The 18,620-nt window shown below is 67.8% G+C and carries 17 protein-coding genes and 2 pseudogenes; 11 read left to right on the top strand and 8 right to left on the bottom strand.

Going from position 1 to position 18,620, the window contains the following annotated elements:
- Window positions 1-108: 108 nt before the first annotated feature.
- A complete protein-coding gene (locus A3862_RS04985; RefSeq protein ID WP_111473361.1) occupies window positions 109-993 on the bottom strand; it encodes an SDR family oxidoreductase in 885 nt (294 codons plus the stop codon).
- A gap of 111 nt (window positions 994-1,104) precedes the next feature.
- Between A3862_RS04985 and A3862_RS04980 the strand changes: the two genes are divergently transcribed.
- Window positions 1,105-1,512, top strand: a complete 408-nt coding sequence (locus A3862_RS04980; protein ID WP_111473360.1) for a winged helix-turn-helix transcriptional regulator — start codon at window positions 1,105-1,107, stop codon at window positions 1,510-1,512.
- A 500-nt stretch (window positions 1,513-2,012) separates the two neighbouring features.
- Here the strand turns inward: A3862_RS04980 and A3862_RS04975 are convergent, their stop codons facing one another.
- From A3862_RS04975 to tnpB, 3 genes are all read right to left on the bottom strand, one after another.
- Window positions 2,013-3,218, bottom strand: coding sequence for an L-dopachrome tautomerase-related protein (locus A3862_RS04975; RefSeq protein WP_111473359.1), 1,206 nt, complete (start codon window positions 3,216-3,218; stop codon window positions 2,013-2,015).
- 193 nt (window positions 3,219-3,411) lie between these two features.
- Window positions 3,412-4,905: an IS66 family transposase gene (gene tnpC, locus A3862_RS04970; protein ID WP_442919060.1), complete on the bottom strand. Its 1,494-nt coding sequence runs from the start codon at window positions 4,903-4,905 to the stop codon at window positions 3,412-3,414.
- Between the two features lie 140 nt (window positions 4,906-5,045).
- Window positions 5,046-5,339 carry an IS66 family insertion sequence element accessory protein TnpB gene (gene tnpB / locus A3862_RS04965; protein WP_442919051.1) on the bottom strand — a complete coding sequence of 98 codons (294 nt, stop codon included), beginning with the start codon at window positions 5,337-5,339 and terminating at the stop codon, window positions 5,046-5,048.
- Between the two features lie 13 nt (window positions 5,340-5,352).
- Here tnpB and A3862_RS31395 point away from each other — a divergent pair, with 13 nt between their 5' ends.
- On the top strand, window positions 5,353-5,589 hold the full coding sequence (locus A3862_RS31395; protein ID WP_133471209.1) for a hypothetical protein: 237 nt from the start codon (window positions 5,353-5,355) through the stop codon (window positions 5,587-5,589).
- A 371-nt stretch (window positions 5,590-5,960) separates the two neighbouring features.
- On the opposite strand, the gene A3862_RS04960 is transcribed toward A3862_RS31395, so the two are convergent.
- The gene (locus A3862_RS04960; RefSeq protein ID WP_236961767.1) at window positions 5,961-6,365 is read right to left on the bottom strand and encodes a ribbon-helix-helix domain-containing protein; all 405 of its coding nucleotides are present in this window, start codon (window positions 6,363-6,365) and stop codon (window positions 5,961-5,963) included.
- 353 nt (window positions 6,366-6,718) lie between these two features.
- On the opposite strand from A3862_RS04960, the gene A3862_RS04955 reads away from it, so the two are divergent.
- The 5 genes and pseudogenes from A3862_RS04955 to A3862_RS04935 form a co-directional block, all read left to right on the top strand.
- Window positions 6,719-7,120, top strand: a complete 402-nt coding sequence (locus A3862_RS04955) for a VOC family protein (protein WP_111473356.1) — start codon at window positions 6,719-6,721, stop codon at window positions 7,118-7,120.
- A gap of 68 nt (window positions 7,121-7,188) precedes the next feature.
- Window positions 7,189-7,725: a gluconate 2-dehydrogenase subunit 3 family protein gene (locus A3862_RS04950; protein WP_111473355.1), complete on the top strand. Its 537-nt coding sequence runs from the start codon at window positions 7,189-7,191 to the stop codon at window positions 7,723-7,725.
- Window positions 7,726-7,840: 115 nt separating this feature from the next.
- Entirely contained in the window at window positions 7,841-9,409 is a 1,569-nt protein-coding gene (locus A3862_RS04945) for a GMC family oxidoreductase (protein ID WP_111473354.1), read from the top strand.
- 512 nt (window positions 9,410-9,921) lie between these two features.
- A complete protein-coding gene (locus A3862_RS04940) occupies window positions 9,922-10,560 on the top strand; it encodes a transporter (RefSeq protein WP_236961762.1) in 639 nt (212 codons plus the stop codon).
- 149 nt (window positions 10,561-10,709) lie between these two features.
- Window positions 10,710-11,873, top strand: a pseudogene (locus A3862_RS04935) (ISL3 family transposase); the annotation flags it as partial.
- Between the two features lie 96 nt (window positions 11,874-11,969).
- On the opposite strand, the gene A3862_RS04930 reads toward A3862_RS04935, so the two are convergent.
- Window positions 11,970-12,620 (bottom strand): TetR/AcrR family transcriptional regulator, encoded by a 651-nt coding sequence (locus tag A3862_RS04930; protein WP_111474304.1) that lies wholly within the window; start codon window positions 12,618-12,620, stop codon window positions 11,970-11,972.
- A 170-nt stretch (window positions 12,621-12,790) separates the two neighbouring features.
- On the opposite strand from A3862_RS04930, the gene A3862_RS04925 reads away from it, so the two are divergent.
- Complete coding sequence (locus A3862_RS04925) at window positions 12,791-13,948, top strand: NADH:flavin oxidoreductase/NADH oxidase (protein WP_111473353.1); 1,158 nt, start codon at window positions 12,791-12,793, stop codon at window positions 13,946-13,948.
- A 39-nt stretch (window positions 13,949-13,987) separates the two neighbouring features.
- Here the strand turns inward: A3862_RS04925 and A3862_RS04920 are convergent.
- Both A3862_RS04920 and A3862_RS32495 read right to left on the bottom strand, forming a co-directional pair.
- Window positions 13,988-14,620: pseudogene (locus tag A3862_RS04920) on the bottom strand (LysR substrate-binding domain-containing protein).
- A gap of 135 nt (window positions 14,621-14,755) precedes the next feature.
- Window positions 14,756-14,881 (bottom strand): LysR family transcriptional regulator, encoded by a 126-nt coding sequence (locus A3862_RS32495; protein ID WP_335645392.1) that lies wholly within the window; start codon window positions 14,879-14,881, stop codon window positions 14,756-14,758.
- Between the two features lie 116 nt (window positions 14,882-14,997).
- Between A3862_RS32495 and A3862_RS04915 the strand changes: the two genes are divergently transcribed.
- From A3862_RS04915 to A3862_RS04905, 3 genes are all read left to right on the top strand, one after another.
- Window positions 14,998-15,591 (top strand): NADPH-dependent F420 reductase, encoded by a 594-nt coding sequence (locus A3862_RS04915; RefSeq protein WP_111473352.1) that lies wholly within the window; start codon window positions 14,998-15,000, stop codon window positions 15,589-15,591.
- A gap of 129 nt (window positions 15,592-15,720) precedes the next feature.
- Complete coding sequence (locus A3862_RS04910) at window positions 15,721-16,710, top strand: zinc-dependent alcohol dehydrogenase family protein (protein ID WP_111473351.1); 990 nt, start codon at window positions 15,721-15,723, stop codon at window positions 16,708-16,710.
- Window positions 16,711-16,850: 140 nt separating this feature from the next.
- Window positions 16,851-18,593 (top strand): FUSC family protein, encoded by a 1,743-nt coding sequence (locus A3862_RS04905; RefSeq protein ID WP_111473350.1) that lies wholly within the window; start codon window positions 16,851-16,853, stop codon window positions 18,591-18,593.
- Window positions 18,594-18,620 lie beyond the last annotated feature (27 nt).

Here is an 18,620-nt window from a genome sequence, read left to right as displayed (position 1 = left end):
GTGCGGAACGGCGCGATGACGGCGGCGTGTTCTCACATCCTGGGTCTATGACCCAACTCCGCCGCCACGAGGGGTTTGTCCCGATCCCGGGCGGCGGGGGTTTGCTGATCAACCCTTGAGTGCTGCCTCGATCACGGATGAGGTCGAGGTGGTCGGCCGACCGATAAGCGCACTGAGTTGGCGGCCATCATCGAAGAGGGCGCCCTTCTCGGCGCCAGCATCCGAGTCGGCCAAAAGGCCGGCAAAGGCGTCGGGTAGCCCTGCGCCGATCAAGGCGGCCTTGAATTCCGCCTCGGGCAGGTTCCGGTAGGCAAGCGCCTTGCCCGAGGCTTGGGATATGAGCTTGGCGAAGTCGGATAGGCTATAGGCTTCGTCGCCTGCCAATTCGTAGATACGCCCGCCCTGGTCGGTCTCGGCGGTCAGCACGATGCTTGCGGCCGCCGCGTAGTCGGCCCGCGCCGCGGAGGCGATCTGCCCTTCCCCCGCGCTGCCGAGGAAGACGCCGTGTGCGAGCGCGGGAGGGATCGGGGCCGCATAGTTCTCGGTGTACCAGCCGTTGCGCAGCAGGACATGGGGCACCCCCGACGCCGCCAGCATCGCCTCGGTGGCGCGGTGTTCCTCCGCGAGGGCCAGGGGAGACGTGTCGGCATGGAGGAGGCTGGTGTAGGCGATCAGGCGGACACCGGCAGCCTTGGCGGCGGCGATGACGTTCTGGTGCTGGACCACGCGTTGACCGACCTCGCTGGAGGAGATCAGCAACAGCCGCTCGATGCCCTCGAAGGCCGTGGCGAGCGTGTCGGGCCTGGCATAGTCGGCCGTGCGGACCTCGACGCCGAGCCCAGCCAGCTTCCTGGCCCCTTCGCTTCCGGCATCGCGGACACCAGCGATCACCTGTGCGGCGGGCACGGTCCGGAGCAGATCCTGAATGACGAGGAGCCCAAGTTGGCCGGTGGCCCCTGTTACGAACAGACGGGTGTGCGAGGAGAGCGTCATAGGGAAAAATCCTAAGCGGTTCGTTTTCCGCACAAGGTCTATAAATGAGACCTGAATTGCCTGTAAGGAGGCAGGTTGTGGGAGCCTGGTGACTTGGAAGGAACCGCCTGCATGAGCGACGCGAACGGGCTGGCCAGCAAGTTCGATAGCTGGCAGCGCATGAGACTCGATCCGGCCCGCTGCCCGGTCCGGGACGTGCTCGATCACCTCGGCGACAAATGGACGACCTTGATCGTGATCGCACTGGCCGGCGGTCCTCGGCGGTTCGGCGAGCTGAACCGGTCCATCCCGGATATTTCGAAGCGAATGTTGACGCAGTGTCTGCGTGCTCTGGAGCGCGATGGGCTCATCACCCGCCATGTATTCCCAACGAGCCCGCCGAGCGTTGAATATCGGTTGGCGGACCTGGGTCGTTCTCTTCTAGGCCCCCTGGAAATTTTGATCGAATGGGCTGAAGCTAACCATCAAACCGTAGTCGATGCTCGCCTTCATTTCGATGGTGCTGCTCTAAGTACCTAGGAGTAGACGGTCCTAGCGTCCGAAAGGGTTGGGAGCGGGCGCCTTGACGATGTCCGCTCCGATGCTTCTGTCGCTCGGAAGCAGACAGGCAGAAATCCCCCCTCCCCAGTCATCCTGACGGGCCTATCGGTGAGACCGATGCTGGCCGAAAGCGGAACGACCGCTCCGGAGGAGGTTGACCAGAAAAGCGGACGGCCTCCTACCGACCCAACCCGGCCGCCCGGACCGCCTTGTGCGCATCTCCGAAGCGGCCGTTCGTCAGCCGTGCGCCACCTTTGGTCCGGTGTGGAAAGCGACTTGGCCGATTTAACAGGCAGCCAGAAAGAAGCAGCCGGCAGTCGGTCGCGGCATCGACTGGAAGGGTGCACATGCTCCGAAGCCGAGTTGGAACTCCGCTCTCCCGAACATGCCGCATCAGATAAGTCGATCACTGCTGAGAAAGCCCGCCGCGGCAGCTGCAGGGCGGGCTCTCGTGGTGCGATACGGGATCCCGCCTGTCTTCAGCGGGTGGTTCCCGAACCCGTCGACCCTGGGACAGCGGCTTGGTTAGCCTTGATGGCCCACAACTCGGTCGGCAAGCTGATAGGGGCGCCGGGCTTGTAATCCGCCGAGTCCTGAATGTGGGACGTCGTCACGTAGATCGTGCCATCGGGCCCTTCGCTGAACGTATCCGGCCACCGGAGCCTGTCGTCCTGAACCAGCGTGGTCAGGCCACCGTCCGGCTTGGTCAGGTCGCGGACCTTCACTGCGTTGTCCTGCGGTGAGGTGACATACATCCGCCCGTCCTTGCGAGAGATCAGTAGCCCGTCAGCCGGCCCGTTCTCGCCGACCGTGGCGATCTTCCCGCTCAGGGTTCTGTCGCTCAGCGACTCGGGCACGAATGATGCCGTGGCCCAACCTGTCAGTGCTTCAGTCGGGAGGCTGTAGAGGGTCTTACCCTTGATGGCCTGCCAGTAGAGTGTCTTGCCATCAGGGGAGAGTGCAATGCCGTCGGCGGAGAACTCGACGCCGCGCCCATCGGGGCGACGGAGTGGCTTGCCGTCGTACTGTATGGTCACGCTCTTATCCGGCATCGTCGAGGGGTGGCCGGACAACACGCGCTTGGCTGAACCGCTGTCGAGATCGACCACGATCAGCGCCCCCTCAGCCCCGGAGTCCGTCAGGTAGGCGGTCTTGCCATCGGGCGAGATGCGTACGTCGTTGATGTAGGAGGCCTGCATCACCGTGCTGGTATCGAACGGGATTGTCTTCACGACCTGATTGGTCTTCAGGTCGATACCCACGAGCTTGGCTCCGTCCTTGATCACATGCGCCATCGCCGGTGCGGCGGCGTCGACCACCCAAAGGCGATCCTGCCCATCGGCGACGACGCTCTGAACGCAGACGAAGTGTGTTTTGGGATCGACCTCGTCCTTCCTGGCATTGCGCCAGCTGTTCCAGTCATCGTTCGGGTAAGCGACCGGCTTGCCATCCTTCAACTCGGCAACCGAGACCGGAGCGTCCTCACTCCAACGCGGGAAGTTAACGAACATACGCCCGTCTCGGCTTACAGTGATCCCTGTGACCTGATGCGCGAAGCTCGCGATCTGGGTGAGATTGCCATCGGCTGGAGCGCGGCTCTGGGCTAGGGCGGGACCCACTAGCGCTGCGGTACTGGCCATCAGGGCTAGGGCCAGACCGAAATGGGCGCTCGCTGAAAGTTTCATACTGGGCACTCTCTGAGAGGTATGCCAGCCAACTCCTCAGCACGATCTTGGCTCCCCGGCACAGGTAAGCGCTCGCACCGGGCAAACATCAGGCGTATGCCCGGTGCCGGGGTTGCGCATCTTCGCCGAGAACGGCTGTCGCCTCGCCCTCTTTTTCCGGATCGCCGTAAGCGCTCGGTGAGCGGCCGCCTGGTCAGGCGGCGTGCGCGGCTGGCTGGGCTTGCGTCCAGTTCCAGGGCAGCAGATCGGTCAGCCGCTTGACCGGATGATCGGCGATGCGTGTGAGCACGTCACGCAAATAGGCCTCGGGATCGAGCCGGTTCAGCTTGGACGTCTCGATCAGGCTGTAGAAGGCGGCCGCGCGTTCGGCCCCGAGGTCGGAGCCGGCGAACAGGTAATTCTTGCGCCCGACCGCGACGCCGCGCAGTGCCCGCTCGGCCGCGTTGTTGTCGAGCGCGATGCGCCCGTCGTCGAAGGCGCGGGCGAGCGCCGGCCAGCGCGCCAGCATGTAGCGCAGCGCCTTGGCCAGTTCGGACCGACTCGGCAACTGGGTGAGGCACAGTTGCGCCCACACCTTCAGCGCCGCCGCCAGCGGCTTCGCGCGGGCCTGTCGTTCACGGGTGCGGGCGTCGGGCGGCTTGCCGTGCAGCTCACGCTCGATCCCGTAGAGCGCGCCGATCCGCGCCAGCGCCTCCGCGGCCAGCGCCGAGCCGGTCGCGGCGTGCACGTCGAAGATCTTGCGCCGCACATGAGCCCAACAGGCCGCTTCGGTGAGAGCACCACCTGGGCGGGCTTCCTCGTAGAGCGCGTTGAAGCCGGCATAGCCGTCGGCCACCAGCACGCCGGAGAAGCCCGCCAGATGCGCGAGCGGGCGCTCGCCCCGGCGGTCGGGCGAGGCGAAGAACACGGCCGCCGGCGGACGGGCGCCGCCGTGGGGGCGCTCGTCGCACACGTAGGTCCAGAGCCGGCCGGTCCGGGTCTTGCCGGTGCCCGGCGCCAGCACCGGGATCGGCGTGTCGTCGCCGTGCAGGACGGCCGAGCCGGCGATCACCTCCCGGCGCAGCAGGTCGACCAGCGGCCTCAGGGTAGCCGCGGTGGCACCGAGCCAGCCCGAGAGCGTCGAGGTGGCCAAATCCACGCCGTCGCGGGCGTAGATCTCGGCCTGGCGGTAGAGCGGCAGGTGATCGTCGAACTTCGCCACCGCGATGTGGGCGAGCAGTCCGGGTCCGGCCCGTCCGCGGGGAACGGCGTGGTGGGGGGCGGGTGCCTGCACCACCTGCTCGCAGGCGCGGCAGGCGAACGCCTCGCGCACGTGGCGCACGACCTTGAGCCGGCCCGGCACATAGTCGAGGCTCTCGATCACGTCCTCGCCGATCTGGCGCAAGGCCCCGCCGCAGGCCGGGCAGGTGCAGGGACCGGCATGGACCACGCTCTCGCGCGGCAGATGCTCGGGCAAGGCCCGCCGGGCCGGCCTGAGGCGCGCGGCCTCCACCGCTTCGGCCACGACCGGCGCGGCACCCGAGCTCTCGGCCGCGTCGGCTTCCAGCGCCTCAATGGCCAGTTCGAGCTGCTCGACCCGCTCTCCGAGCTTCTCGGAGGAGATGCCGAACCGCGCCCGCTTCAGCCGGGCGAGTTCGAAGCGCAGCTTCTCGATCAGGGTGTCGGCCTGGACCGCCTCGCGCGCCATGCCGACGATCAGACGCTTGAGCGCGTCGACGTCGTCGGGCAGCAGGGCAGGATCGAGAGCCACCCCAACAGCTTAAGCCTTGCCGAGGGGGCTCGCTACAGCCTCGGTCCCGGACACGACCGGCTCGGTAGTCTTCCGCCTCAGCCCGCAATCCTCGGCCGGTCGGTGCGCAGCGGCGTGCGCCAGTCGATGCCCTCCAGCAGCATGGCGAGTTGGGCCGGCGTCAGCGCCGCCGCGGCCCCGGCGGTGGCCGGCCAGACGAAGCGGCCCTTCTCCAGGCGCTTGGCGAACAGGCACAGGCCCTGGCCGTCCCACCACAGCACCGTGATCAGGTGCCCCTGCCGCTCACGGAACACGAAGGCCTGCCCCGAGAACGGATCGCGGGCCAGATGGTCCTGCACGAGCGCGGCCAGACCGTCGAAGCCCTTGCGCATGTCGGTGTGTCCGGTGGCCAGCCAGACGCGCGAGCTGGACGGGACCGGGATCATCGGTGGAGCAGCGCCGCGATCACGCCCTGCAGCAGCGCCAGGTCCGCACCCGCCTCGGCCCGCAGCCGATGGCCGCCTGACCAAGACCCTGCCGCGCGTCTCGACCGAGATGGCGCTCCAGATCCTGGCCTGCAATCTGACGCGGGTCCTCAACATCATGGGAAGCCGCAAGCTCTTGGCGGCGATCCCTGCCTGAGCGAGAGCCTCGGATCGCTCACTGAGGGACCGAAAGACAGTCCAGAGGCGCCTTCACAAAAACGGATCGTCGCTCGACCACAAAAGCTCGCTTCAAGCGATGGAAGGCCCATTCTCGCACGACCGGGACGTCACCTGACCGCAGATGCCCATTCTCCGAGTTTTGACACGGCCTGGACCCAACCCAGCCGTCTATACTCCTTTGATCGCCTCCCGAGAGCAGCCGGACAGCTGCACGAAAGCCGCGTTGCTTCTTCGGCCCACCTGCGAAAAGCTGATGTTGGATGCAATGGGTGGTCGATCCAATCCGAGCTCTTTCGCGCGAAGCGCCCCGGCCACGTACCGCATTCGTACAGAGCTCTGAGAGCGGCTTCAGCCGAACCTGCGGGGCTCCATCGCCGGTGTGGGACGTCGCTCGCCCGCAATGCCGCAACTACCAAGTCGGCGCGCCGAGGCGACCTCGGCAGCCTTCATTTCCAGGTGCCTCAAACACGCGCAACGAAGCAGCGAAGCGAAGTTTCTCGCCTCGCCGTGCAGGGCCAGAACCTCGTCGTAGAGCACTGTCACAAGGCGTGGGAGCGTCATGCCCTGGGACGCGGCGATGTCCTCAAGCACGCCCCAGAACATCACCTCGATCCTGATCGAAGTTGAATGTCCTCCCAGCCGAATGGAACGCGTCTCCCCCTCGTAGTTGGCGGACGGCATTCCCGAATACAAATTGCACATGTCCACCACCCCAACCAAGGCCATCGCCCGGCGAGACTCACCCGTGCCCACGCCGTCACCGGGAAGCATAGTGCAGGGTGCCGGAGGATCCGCTCGTGCCCGCGGAGGTCCTAACGCGGTCCCGGCGGCCTCGAAGGTGCAGGATCCCCGGCATAGTGTCGCACGATCCCACCACTTGGCCCTTGTCCGTACTCAAGCTGAGGATGGATGCCTGGACGGGCAAGAGTCAACGGGCCCTGCCACGACTGTCCGCCAGGACGCCCCTACCTGACGGGCCTGGACGGAACGGGAGCCCACCGGTCCACGCATCGCAGTAGCATGATACTACCAACCCATGCTGGAGCAGGTCTAATCTTTCCTCAACATCGGCGAGCCGGAACGAATGGCATCGCCCAGGGGGGGACATGAGCGACGTTCCGAAGCTTATCCATTCTATGGTACGCGTCAGCGACGAGGCGCGGTCGGTCGAGTTTTACCGAAAGGCGTTCGAACTTGGCATCGCGGACAGGCTCGACTTCGAGACGTTCACGCTGATCTACCTCTCCAACGCCGCCTCCGGATTCGAGCTGGAGTTGACGGTCAACAAGGGCCACGAGGGCGCCTACGACCTCGGCAACGGTTACGGTCATCTCGCCGTGTCGGTCGACGACCTAAGAGCCGCGCACTACCGGATGGCCGAGGCCGGGCTCGCCCCGGGGGACATCAAGTCCCTGGTCCATTCTGGCGGAACGGCGCGTTTCTTCTTCATCCAAGACCCGGACGGCTACAGGATCGAGGTGCTCCAGCGCGGGTGGCGTTTCGCCTGACCGTCGACGGACGCCCAGCCGGCTGGCGCGGTACCGGCAGACATAAGAACGGACAAGGGAGGAATGGGATGAGAACGCTGGAGACGGGCGGACGCCTTTCCCGTCGCGGCTTCCTGGGGGCCGCCGGATCGACACTTCTGACAATCGCGGTCATGCCGGACGGCAGCGTGACCGGACGGGCCTGGGCGCAGATGCCGAAGGCGACGAAGCCAGAGACCTTCGCCTCCCTCGTGCAGATGTCGCGGGACTGCTACCCGCACGACCGGGTCGCCGACAAGTATTACGCCGCCGCGGTCCAGATCCTGGACGACGCGGCACGGGCCGCTCCGGCAGAACTGACGCTCCTCGAAGACGGCATGGCCTCGCTCAACCGAGCGGCCGTGGAAATGCACCGTGTGCCTTACGCCAAGGTCCCGCGGGAAGCCGACCGGGCCGCCCTGCTCAAGGCCATTGAGCCGACCCCCTTCTTTCAGAAGGTCCGGGCCAACCTCATCGTTGGCCTCTACAATCAGAAAGAGCTGTGGCCGATCTTCGGTTACGAGGGCGCGTCCTTCGACAAGGGCGGCTACCTGGAGCGCGGCTTTAACGACATCGACTGGCTCTGACGGCGGCTTGGCGCCCAAGCGGCGCCGCCAACCAGAACGCGACCCGCATTCGCCGCCCGCCCCGACCCTCCCGCGCTAAGACGGGACTGGGGCCGACGCCCGGCAGGAGGAAACCATGTCTGCACCCTACGACCTCAACGACGGATCGGTCTTCGTCATCGTCGGTTCCGGCGCCGGCGGCGGCACGCTCGGGACCCAGCTCGCCCTCAAAGGCATCGACACCGTCATCCTCGAAGCTGGTGACCGCCACGAGACCTTCGACTTCGTGAATGACGAGTGGGACTCGTTCGCCCAACTCGCCTGGAAGGACAAGCGGCACGCCACCGGTCCGTGGGCGATCTCCAAGACCTTCCCCAACCTGCCGGCTTGGATCGTCAAAGCCGTTGGCGGCTCGACCGTGCACTGGGCGGGCGCCTCGCTGCGCTTCCAGGAGCACGAGTTCAAGACGCTCACGCACTACGGTGCGGTGAAGGGGGCCAATTTGCTCGACTGGCCCGTCGACCTCGCGGAGATGGAGCCGTGGTACGCCATGGCCGAGAACCGCATGGGCGTGACACGCACCAATGGCATCCCCGGACTGCCCGGCAACAACAACTTCAAGGTGCTTGAGGCCGGTGCCCGGAAGATCGGCTACAAGGAAGTCCACACCGGCCGAATGGCCATTAACTCCGAGCCGCGCGACGACCGCGCCTCGTGCATGCAGATTGGCTTCTGCTTCCAAGGCTGTAAGTCGGGAGCGAAATGGTCGACCCTCATCGCCGAGATCCCGAAGGGCGAGGCTACGGGCCGGCTTGAGGTCCGTCCGGGCTGCCAGGTGCTCAGGATTGAGCACGACGCGGGCGGCAAGGTTTCCGGGGTCGTCTACGCGGACAAGAACGGCGTCGAGCACCGGCAGAAGGCACGCGCCGTGGCGGTAGCGGGCAACTCCATCGAGAGCCCGCGCCTGCTTCTGAACTCCCACTCCTCGCAATTCCCGGACGGCTTGGCGAATTCCTCGGGACAGGTGGGGCGGAACTACATGCGCCACACGACCGGGTCGGTCTACGGAATCTTTGAGAAGCCGGTGCACATGTACCGCGGCACCGTCATGGCCGGGATCGTCCGCGACGAAGCGCGGCACGACCCGAGCCGCGGCTTCGTCGGCGGCTACGAATTCGAGACCATCTCGCTCGGGCTGCCGTTCTTGGCGGCGTTCCTTGACCCGCAGAAGTGGGGCCGCGACTTCGCGAGCGCGCTCGACAATTACCAGAACACCGCCGGCCTCTGGATCGTCGGCGAGGACATGCCTTGCGCCGACAACCGCATCACGCTGTCGGACGACAAGGACGCCTACGGGATGCCGGTCTCGTCCGTCTACTTCGCCGACCATCCTAACGACGAGGCGATGCGCGAGCATGCCTACAAGCAGGGCAGCGCCATCTACGAGGCCGTCGGCGCGGTCCGGACCATCCGTACGCCCCCGTACCCGTCCACGCACAACCTCGGGACGAACCGCATGAGCGAGAAGCCCCGGGACGGCGTGGTAAACCGCTTCGGCCAGGCTCACGATGTGGAAAACCTGTTCGTATCGGACGGCTCGCAGTTTACCACTGGCGCCGCCGAGAACCCGACCCTGACCATCGTCGCCCTCGCCTTGCGCCAGGCGGACCATATCGCCCGGCGGATGAGCCGCGGGGAGATCTGAGCCGCGGAGCGACCCCACGCCTCCCCCGGGGGGCACGGGCGTGCTACCGCTGAGGCGAACCTGACCGGATCAAGCAGTCACCATCGCACCCGTCGAACGCTCCAGCGTCCGGCGGGACAGGGAGAGGCATGCGGCCGTCCCGAGAACGTGGACACGATCCGAGATCGCCGCGGCAGGTATCGGCGCCACGCAGCCGGTCGGTCCACGGCCGTCCGGGACTAGCCGGCCGGGAACGCCCGCGGAGACGTGCGCCAGGTCGAACCCGAGAATTCAGCGAAGAAACCACCATAATGGGGGAAACAATGAAAGCTGCTCGCAAGGCGGTGACGATGGCGGCTGCCCTGTGCTGCGCGACCCAGGCGTTCGCCGGCTCAGTATCCCAGCCGGGATAGACGATAGGCCTGGCGGTCGGGACGCCCGTCCCCGATGGCGTCTACTTCTTCAACACGTTCGATTTCGGACGCCGCAGTGGCGCCGGCGGATCGACCGACGTCGGGGTCAACATCCCCGCCTTGCTCTGGGCGACGCCCGTGCGCATCCTCGGGGGGCATCTAGGTCTTCTGGTATCCTTGCCGAACCTATGGGTGTCCGGTCCCACCGGCAGGACCCAGGGCGGTCTCGCCGACCCGTGGCTCGCTGCCATCACCGCCTGGGACGTGGGCGGTGGCCTTGGGGTATCATACCTCGCGTCCGTCTATCTTCCGTCCGGGACGAACCTCGACGCGCAGACGACGACCTTCAACCAGCGCTTCGGCGTCAGCTACACGGCGGACGGCTACAACCTCAGCGCAAACCTGTACCACGGCGTTATCGTCGGCCCGCTACGGAACAACGGCGCAATCTATCCCGACTACCTGAACCTCGACCTGACCGCGACGAAGAAGTTCGGGAAGTGGGAGCTCGGACCCGTGGCTTTCAGTTCGACCGACCTTCCGACCCACTTCCTCGGCTACCGGCCGCAGCGGCAGGTCGCCGTCGGCGGCCTGGTAGGCTATGACTTCGGCAAGTTCACCCTGCAGGCCTATATCACCCGCGACGTCGGGCAGCAGAACTACGGCGGCCGGGACACGCGCGGCTGGTTCCGGGTGATAGCTCCGCTCTATACGGACGAGCCCGCACCGCCGCCGGCGCCGATCCGGGCGCGCTACTGACCGCGACCCAGGAGCGGCATCGACGTCCGTCGGAATGGAAGTCGGCCGAGCGACGACCCGCGCCCGCTCGCCGCAACGACGTCGACAAGGTTATGACAAGGGAAAACCGATGGGTGTGACAGCCACGTCGCCGGCATCGTCGCGCGCGGATCAGCGGCGACACCGTCCTGCGCTTGATCCGTCGTCGCGGGACCGTACCGTCTCCGCCGCCGCGGGTGGTGGGCATCGACGATTGGGCGTAGCGACGCGGCCGGTCCTACGGCACCATCGTGTGCGACTTGGAGCGGCGGCGCGTCATCGACCTGTTGCCCGGCCGCTCTGCGGCACCGGTGCGGGATTGGCTCGCTGCCCATCCGAGCGTGACTGTCGTCAGCCGTGACCGCTCGGGGCCCTATGCCGAGGCTGCGCGTACGGGAGCGCCGACGGCGACGCAGGTCGCGGATTGCTGGCACCTGCTCGTCAACGCATTCGAGGCGCTGCGCGGCGTGGTCGAACGACACCAGCCCCAGATCCGGAGCGTGGCCCACCGCGCCGAGAAGGATCCCTCGGCCTCCCCTGGCCTGAGGGAGACCGCAGCCAAGCCGGAGGTGACGAGCCGACGACGTGATCGCTGTGAGGCGGCCCTGTGCCTCCACGGCGAAGGTCTGCCGACCAAGGAGATCGCTCGCCGTCTCGGCGCGTCCCGCAACGCCGTGCGCCGCTGGGTGCGGGCAGGCCGGTTCGTGCCCTATCGTCGCGCACCGGGTTCGAGCCGGCTCGACCGCCATCTCCCCTTCGTTGAGGCCCGCTGGCAGGAAGGCCAGCACAGCGCCACCGCGCTTTACCGGGAGTTGCACGCACACGGCTTCACGGGTGGCTACGATATCGTCCGGCGCTGGGCTGCGCGTCGGAAGCGAGGGGCACCGGCTCGACCACCGTCCACTCGGATCCCCTCGACGCGCCGCATCACCCGATGGCTCACTGGCGACCTGGCTGCGCTGTCGCCGGAGGATCGCGCCTTCACCGAAGCGCTCTGCAGCGCCGCGCCGAAGCAGAGCCAAGCAGCCGAGGTTATCCGCGCCTTCGCCGATCTTTTGCGCCAAAACGATCCCACCGGACTGACGCCCTGGCTGGACGCTGCAGCCGCGACCGATCTCGGCGGCTTCATCACAGGGCTCCGGCGGGACGAGCCAGCCGTGCGCGCCGCCATCGTCGAACCCTGGAGCAACGGTCCTGTCGAGGGGCAGGTCAACCGCCTGAAACTGATCAAGCGCAGCATGTACGGCAGAGCCGGATTCGATCTCCTACGCCAGCGCGTCCTCCATGCCGCGTGAACTGAGACCGGCAAAGCTTGATCGGACAACAGACCCGCAGCACCGAAAGTGCGGATGAACCAAAGTTGCACGCCGAAACACAGCGATGCTTGACCGTCATGGTCGCCCGCGCCCATCGGCAGGGGCGCCTGAGCCGGCATGCGGCAACAGCGCGAGGGACGCCTCGGCGATGCGCTCAAGCTCCGCCCGCGCGGCACCGTCCCGCGCCTGGACCGACAGGCCCTGCAGCAGCGTGTTGAAGGTCGAGGCCAGCGTCGCGACGTCGGTCCCGAGCGGCAGGTCGCCGGCGTCGAGGGCCCGCTCGAAGCGCTTACGGAAGTTGGTTCGGCTGACCTCCCGCAACGCCCTCAAGGCGTCGTGGACGTCCTGTGCCTCGGGCGAGACGTTCGCCGTGCCCAGGACGACCATGCAGCCGCAGGGCGCATCGAGGGAGGTCAACACGGCGGCCGCCTCGGTCATGAACCTCCCCACCGCGACGCGAAGGTTCGGCTCCTCGTCGAGGAGCCTCCAGGGGGCCGCCCAATAGGTGGTCTTGTAATGCTCGACCGCCTCCATGAAGAGGGAGGCCTTGTTGCCGAAGGCCGCATAGAGGCTCGGCGGATTGATCCCCATGACGGAGCAGAGCTCGCCCATGGTCGCCGGCTCGTAGCCACGCTTCCAGAACACCTCCAGTGCGCTATGCAGCACCTGGGCCCGGTCGAAGGTGCGCGGCCGTCCCTTGCTCCTGTGCGGCGTGATCGCGGTCATCGCATCCTCGGTGTGCTGGCGCACATGAGCCTTCGGACGGGCACGCTGCGGGTTGACGCCGTGTAACGCCCGTTACAGATATAGCTTCAGTAACGTCTGTTACAATAATCGATTCCGAGACGATGTCAGCGTCGTGACCACCGGTCCGGCGCAACAGAGACCTTTGCCCGATGGCCAAGCTTTTCGAGCCCGTGACCCTGCGCGACGTGAACCTGCGCAACCGCCTCGCCGTCCCGCCCATGTGCCAGTACCAGGCCGAAGACGGGTTCGTGACGACCTACCATACCGTGCACTACGGCAAGCTCGCACTCGGCGGCTTCGGACTCGTCATCGTCGAGGCGACCGCCGTCTCGCCGGAGGCGCGCATCACCCACGGTGACGTGGGCCTTTGGCGGGACGAGCAGGTCGAGGGGCTCGCCGGCATCGCGGCCTTCATGAAGACGCAGGGTGCGGTACCCGGCATCCAGCTCGCCCACGCGGGTCCGAAGGCTAGCATGCAGCGCCCCTACCACGGCGACGGTCCCCTTAACGAGGCCGACATCGCCCGCGGCGACCGGCCCTGGGCCATCGTGTCCGCAAGCGCCCAGGCCGTCGACCAGGGCTGGCTGGTCCCGGAGGCGCTCGACGCCGCCGGCGTCAATAAGGTGAAGGCGGACTTCGCCGCCGCCGCCCGGCGCGCCCTGAAGGCCGGCTTCGAGATCGTGGAGCTGCATTGCGCCCACGGCTACCTGCTGAATTCCTTCCTCTCGCCGCTGACCAACCACCGCACGGACGCCTACGGCGGAAGCCGCGAGAACCGCTTCCGGCTGCCACTTGAGATCGCCCGGGAGCTGCGTGCGATCTGGCCGGCCGACAAGCCGCTATTCGTGCGGGTCTCGGCGGTCGACGGCCTGAAGACCGGCGTGACGATCGAGGACACGGTCGTTTTCGCCGAGGCCCTGAAGGCGGTCGGCGTCGACGTGGTCGACGTCTCCTCGGGCGGCGTCGGCGTCACCTACGAGCACCCAAGCGGCTACGGCCACCAGGTGCCCTACGCCGAGCGGGTCAGGCGTGACACCGGCCTCAAGACCATGGCGGTCGGCCTGATCGTCGACCCGTTCCAGGCCGAGCAGGTCGTGGCCGAGGGGCACGCCGACCTCGTCGCCATCGGCCGCGAGGCGCTGCGCAACCCGAACTTCGCGCTCGACGCCGAGCAGGCGCTCGGGGCCGCCCCGCAGGATGCGCCGTACGAGAGCTGGGTGCCCCAACTCGGCTGGTGGCTGAACGGGCGCGAACGGAAGCTCCGCCGGCTCGGCGCCTGGTCGAACGGCGAGGACGTGGCGGCTTGAGCCTTCGGGCGGGGACGCACCGTGAGGGCTGCCCCCGCCTCAGGACCCGCGTTCACGGCTGAACCAGGACGTCGTGAAGTCGAGGAACGAGCGGAGCTTCGGCGTGATGCGGCGGTCTGGCGCGTACAGGACGTGGAGGGGGCGCTCTGACCGCCATTCTGGCAGGATGCGGACCAGCCGGCCGGAGGTGAGGTCGTCCGCGAGGAGTTACTCGGCATGATGGATCACGCCCATCCCGGCCAAGGCCGCCTGCCGCAGGGCTTGGCCGCTGTTGGCGGAGAACCGCGAGCCGATGGGCACGACGACCTCGCCCTCGCCGCCGTGGAACGTCCAGCGCTCCTCCAGCGCCGAGCCCGAGAAGCCGAGGCAGGCATGCCGGGCGAGGTCGCTCGGGTGACGCGGCCGGCCGTGCCGCTCCAGGTAGGAGGGCGACGCGCAGGGGATCAGGTTGAGGGGGCGCAGGCCCCGCGCGATCAGGCTGTTATCGTGCAGCGGGCCGGCGCGGAACACACAATCATTGCCCTCGTCCGCGAGGTCGACGACGCGGTCGCTCAAGGTGAGGCGAACCGTTACCTCGGGGTTCTCGGCCATGTACTCGGGAAGCAGCGGCGAAAGGCTGTAGGTGGCGAACGAGACCGGCGCGTTGATCCGCAACTCGCCCCGCGGCCTCATCCGGCTGTCGGCCGCGATGGCCTCGGCCGCCTCCAGTTCCGCGAGCACGATGCGCGTCCGTTCGAGGAAGTCGCGCCCGGCGTCGGTCAGGCTCTGCCTGCGGGTCGTCCTGTTCAGCAGGCGCACGCCCAGGTGCTACTCCATTTGCCGGATGTGCTTGCCGACCATCGCCGCGGAGATGTCGGCGGCGTCCGCGGCCGCCGCGAACGAGCCGAGGTCGGCGACCTTGGCGAACACCTCCATGCTGGCGAGACGGTCCATATTCCTGACCATTGGTTGCGAGTGTCGCTATCAAACCACGATTTATCACGGATAGGACGAGTTCCATACCTCCCGTTGAGGCCGGCGGCGCCGGCTCGTGAATGAGGAGAGCAGTCATGACCGTCGCAGTCATCGGAACCGGGCACATGGGTGCCAGCATCGCCCGGCTGATCGCCTCGAAGGGCGAGCGGGTCGTCATCGAGTCGCGCGACCCGGCCAAGGCGGCGAAGCTCGCCGAGGAGATCGGGGCGGGCGCCGAGGGCGGCGGCATCGCCGCGGCCGCCAAGCTCGCTGACGTGGTGAACTTCGCGGTGAACTACCCGCAGGCGGGCGAGGCGGTCCGTGAGGTCGGCGGCTTCGCCGGCAAGGTGCTCATCGACATCTCGAACCCCATCACGGAGAACTACAAGGACCTGCGCGTCGGGCACACCACCTCGGCCCCCGAGGAACTCCAGAAGCTCGCGCCCGAGGCGAAGGTGGTGAAGGCGTTCAACACGATCTTCGCGCAATTGCTGCCGGCCGAGGCGCGCGAGGGCCGCGACCCGGTGCAGGTCTTCGTCGCGGGCGACGACGAGGCCGCCAAGAAGACGGTGTCCGACCTCGTGGCCAAGGGCGGGTTCCAGCCCGTCGAGTCGGGTCCCATGAGCAACGCCTGGTTCCTTGAGCCGCTGGGCGAGATCAACATCCACTTCGGCTTCTTCCTGGGCTGAGGCACCAGCGCCGCTCCTGCCTGGATCAAGGCCGCCTGAAGGCTCCCGTCCAGACGTCCTCCCGCCGGGCATCCCCGGCGGGAGGTTTCCGCGCCCTTCCCGGGGCGTACACCATCGAGGAGAACGACCATGAGCCGCATCGTACGCTTCCACGAGACCGGCGGTCCCGAGGTCCTCAAGGTCGAGGACGTCGCGGTCCCCGCGCCCAAGGCCGGCGAGGTCCAGATCCGGGTGAAGGCCATGGGCCTGAACCGGGCCGAGGTCATGTTCCGCACCGGCCAGTACGTCACCCAGCCGACCTTCCCGGCCATCCTCGGCTACGAGGCCGCCGGCACCGTCGAGGCCGTCGGGCCCGACGTCGCCGGCTTCGCGGTCGGCGATCCGGTCAGCGTCGTGCCCTGCTTCATGCTCGGCGACTACGGCCTGCACGGCGAGCTCGTGAACGCCCCGGCCTTCGGCGTGGTGAAGCACCCGGAGAACCTGTCCTGGGAGGAAGCCGCGGCCACCTGGATGATGTTCGTGACCGCCTACGGGGCGCTCGTCGACATCGCCGACGTACAGGCCGGTCAGACCGTGCTGATCCGCGCCGCCTCCAGCAGCGTGGGCTTGGCCGCCATCCAGATCGTCAACGCGCTGGGCGCCGTCCCGGTCGCCTTGACCCGTCGTAGCGCCAAGCGCGACGAACTCCTGAAGCACGGGGCGGCCCACGTCATCGCCACCGAGGAGCAGGACCTCGTCGCCGAGGTGAACCGCATCACCGAGGGCAAGGGGGCCAACGTCGCCTTCGACCCTGTCGGCGGCCCGGAGGTTGCCAAGATCCTCGACGCGCTCGGCTACCTCGGCATCTTCTTCCAGTACGGCGCCCTCGACACGACGCCGTTGGCGGTGCCGGTCATGCCGCTGCTCGGCAAGGACCTGACGGTGCGCGGCTACCAGCTCTTCGAGATCACCAAGGACCCGGCGCGCTTGGAGAGGGCCAAGGACTACATCGTGAAGGGGCTTGCCTCGGGCGCGCTGAAGCCGGTGGTCGCCAAGACCTTCACGCTCGACCAGATCGTCGAGGCGCACCGCTTCATGGAGAGCAACGAGCAGGTCGGCAAGATCGTCGTCACCGCCTAAGCGGGAGGCGCCGAGGGGCAGGCCCGGCGGGATGCGCATGGGCCGCCCCGCGTCCGCTTCATAGGTCGACCGGACGCGAGCGGATACGGAAGACATCGGCGACTTCGCCCCGGTCCCAGGGTCCAGGGTAAACACCGACCATGCTCCCGACCGGCCTCCCGAGTTTCCTGGAGCGCGACCCGCCGCGCCTGCGGTTCGGCCTCGCCACGGTGGCCGCGGCGTGGCTCGCTATCGTCCTTGCGGCTGCGCTCGACCTGCCGAACGGGCACTGGGCCGGCGTGACCGTGCTCACGGTCTCGCAGCCGACCCGAGGGCTGCTCTTCGAGAAGTGCCTCTGGCGCCTCGTCGGCACGACCGCGGGCGCGCTGGTCGGCATCGGCCTGCTCGCTGCCTTCGCGACCCACCCGGCGGCGGCGCTCGTCGGCTTGACGGCTTGGCTTGCGTGCTGCGCGGGCATGTCCGCCCTCGTCCGGCACTTCCGCAGCTACGGGGCGGTGCTGGCCGGCTATACCTGTGCCATCGTCGCCCTGATCGACTTCGACCATCCGGCCTCGGTCCAGCACATCGCCTTCGGCCGCATCGCCTGCACCGTCATCGGCGTTCTCGCGGCCACCGCCGTCACCGGCCTGCTGATGCCGCCCTCGGGTCGGCGCTCGCTCCTCGACCGCGCACGGCAGTCGGGCGCCGAGCTTCTGGAGCGCTGCTCAGGTCTGCTCACGGGTTCCCTAGGCGCAGCGGACCAGGGCGCGCTGCTGGCCGTCGTAGCCCGGCTCGGCGACCTCGACGCGGAAACCGACGAAGTCCTTGACGGCGCTCCGGGCGCCCGCTGGCGCAAGCGACGCCTGCGCAACCTCCTGGCCTCGCTCCTCCTCGTGGCCTCGCGTACCCGGGCGCTCGCGCGGTCCGACGATCCGGTACAGGCGCAGGCGCCGCCGGAACTGAAAGCCCTCTTGGATCAAGCCGCCCTCCGATTCCGGTATAAGGACTCTCCCGGGTCGACCCCTCTCGCGTCCGCCGATGGCCGACCAGCCGTGGCCGGCCCCCTCGCCGACACCCGAGCCGCCCTGACCGCGGCCCTCGCGGATCTCCAGGACCTTGAGCGGGCGCCGGTCGTGGGGAATGGACCCGCCCGCCTCGAAACGCCCTTGGATTGGCAGGGGGCGGTGCGTGCCGCAACCCGGACGGCACTGTGCGTCTTGCCCATGGGCCTCGCGTGGCTCGTGACCGGCTGGGCCGCCGGCTCGCTCATGCTGCTGGGCACCTGCGTGTTCGTGACCTTGCTTTCGGCGAACGAGCTCGGGGCCGCGATGATCCGACGGATCGTGCTCGGCGTGCTTGCGGGCATCGGCCTCGCCCTGGCGTTCCGCGCGTTCGTGCTGCCGCACCCGGCCGGTCTGACGGTTCTCCTCCTCGCCCTCGTGCCGGTCCTCTGCGTCACGGCGGCCGGGCTCACCTTCAGGCTGACGGCGGTGAGCACCGTCGAGTTCAACAACTTCTTCCTCATGATGAGCCAGCCGACGCATCTGACGCCCCTCGGCCCGCCTCTGGCGCATCAGGGCCTCGGCATGCTTGTCGGCATCGGGGTAGCCGCCCTGGCACTCCATCTCGTCATGCCGCTGGACATCGAGCGAAGGAAGCGGCGCTTGCGCCAGGCGCTCGCGGGCGACTTGGCCGAACTCGCCGGAGGCGCATCGGGCAAGCGGAGCGCGAATTGGGAAGCACGTACCCTTTCGCGAGGCCTGCGACTGCTCGCCGGACGGGGACGGCGTGACCGGACCGCGGACGCGGAGGACGTCCTCAACATGCTCGAACGTGGGCGGACACTACGTGCTCCGTCGGACGCGTTCGAGGGGCGCGACCCCTCTGTTCGAAGCGTCGCCTAGTTACCCATATCGAGATGCCGTGAGCCG

Origin of the sequence: Methylobacterium sp. XJLW (assembly GCF_003254375.1) — a bacterium.
GTDB lineage: Bacteria > Pseudomonadota > Alphaproteobacteria > Rhizobiales > Beijerinckiaceae > Methylobacterium > Methylobacterium fujisawaense.
Note: the sequence above shows the minus strand (reverse complement) of the source record. Positions and strands in the feature narration are given on the sequence as shown.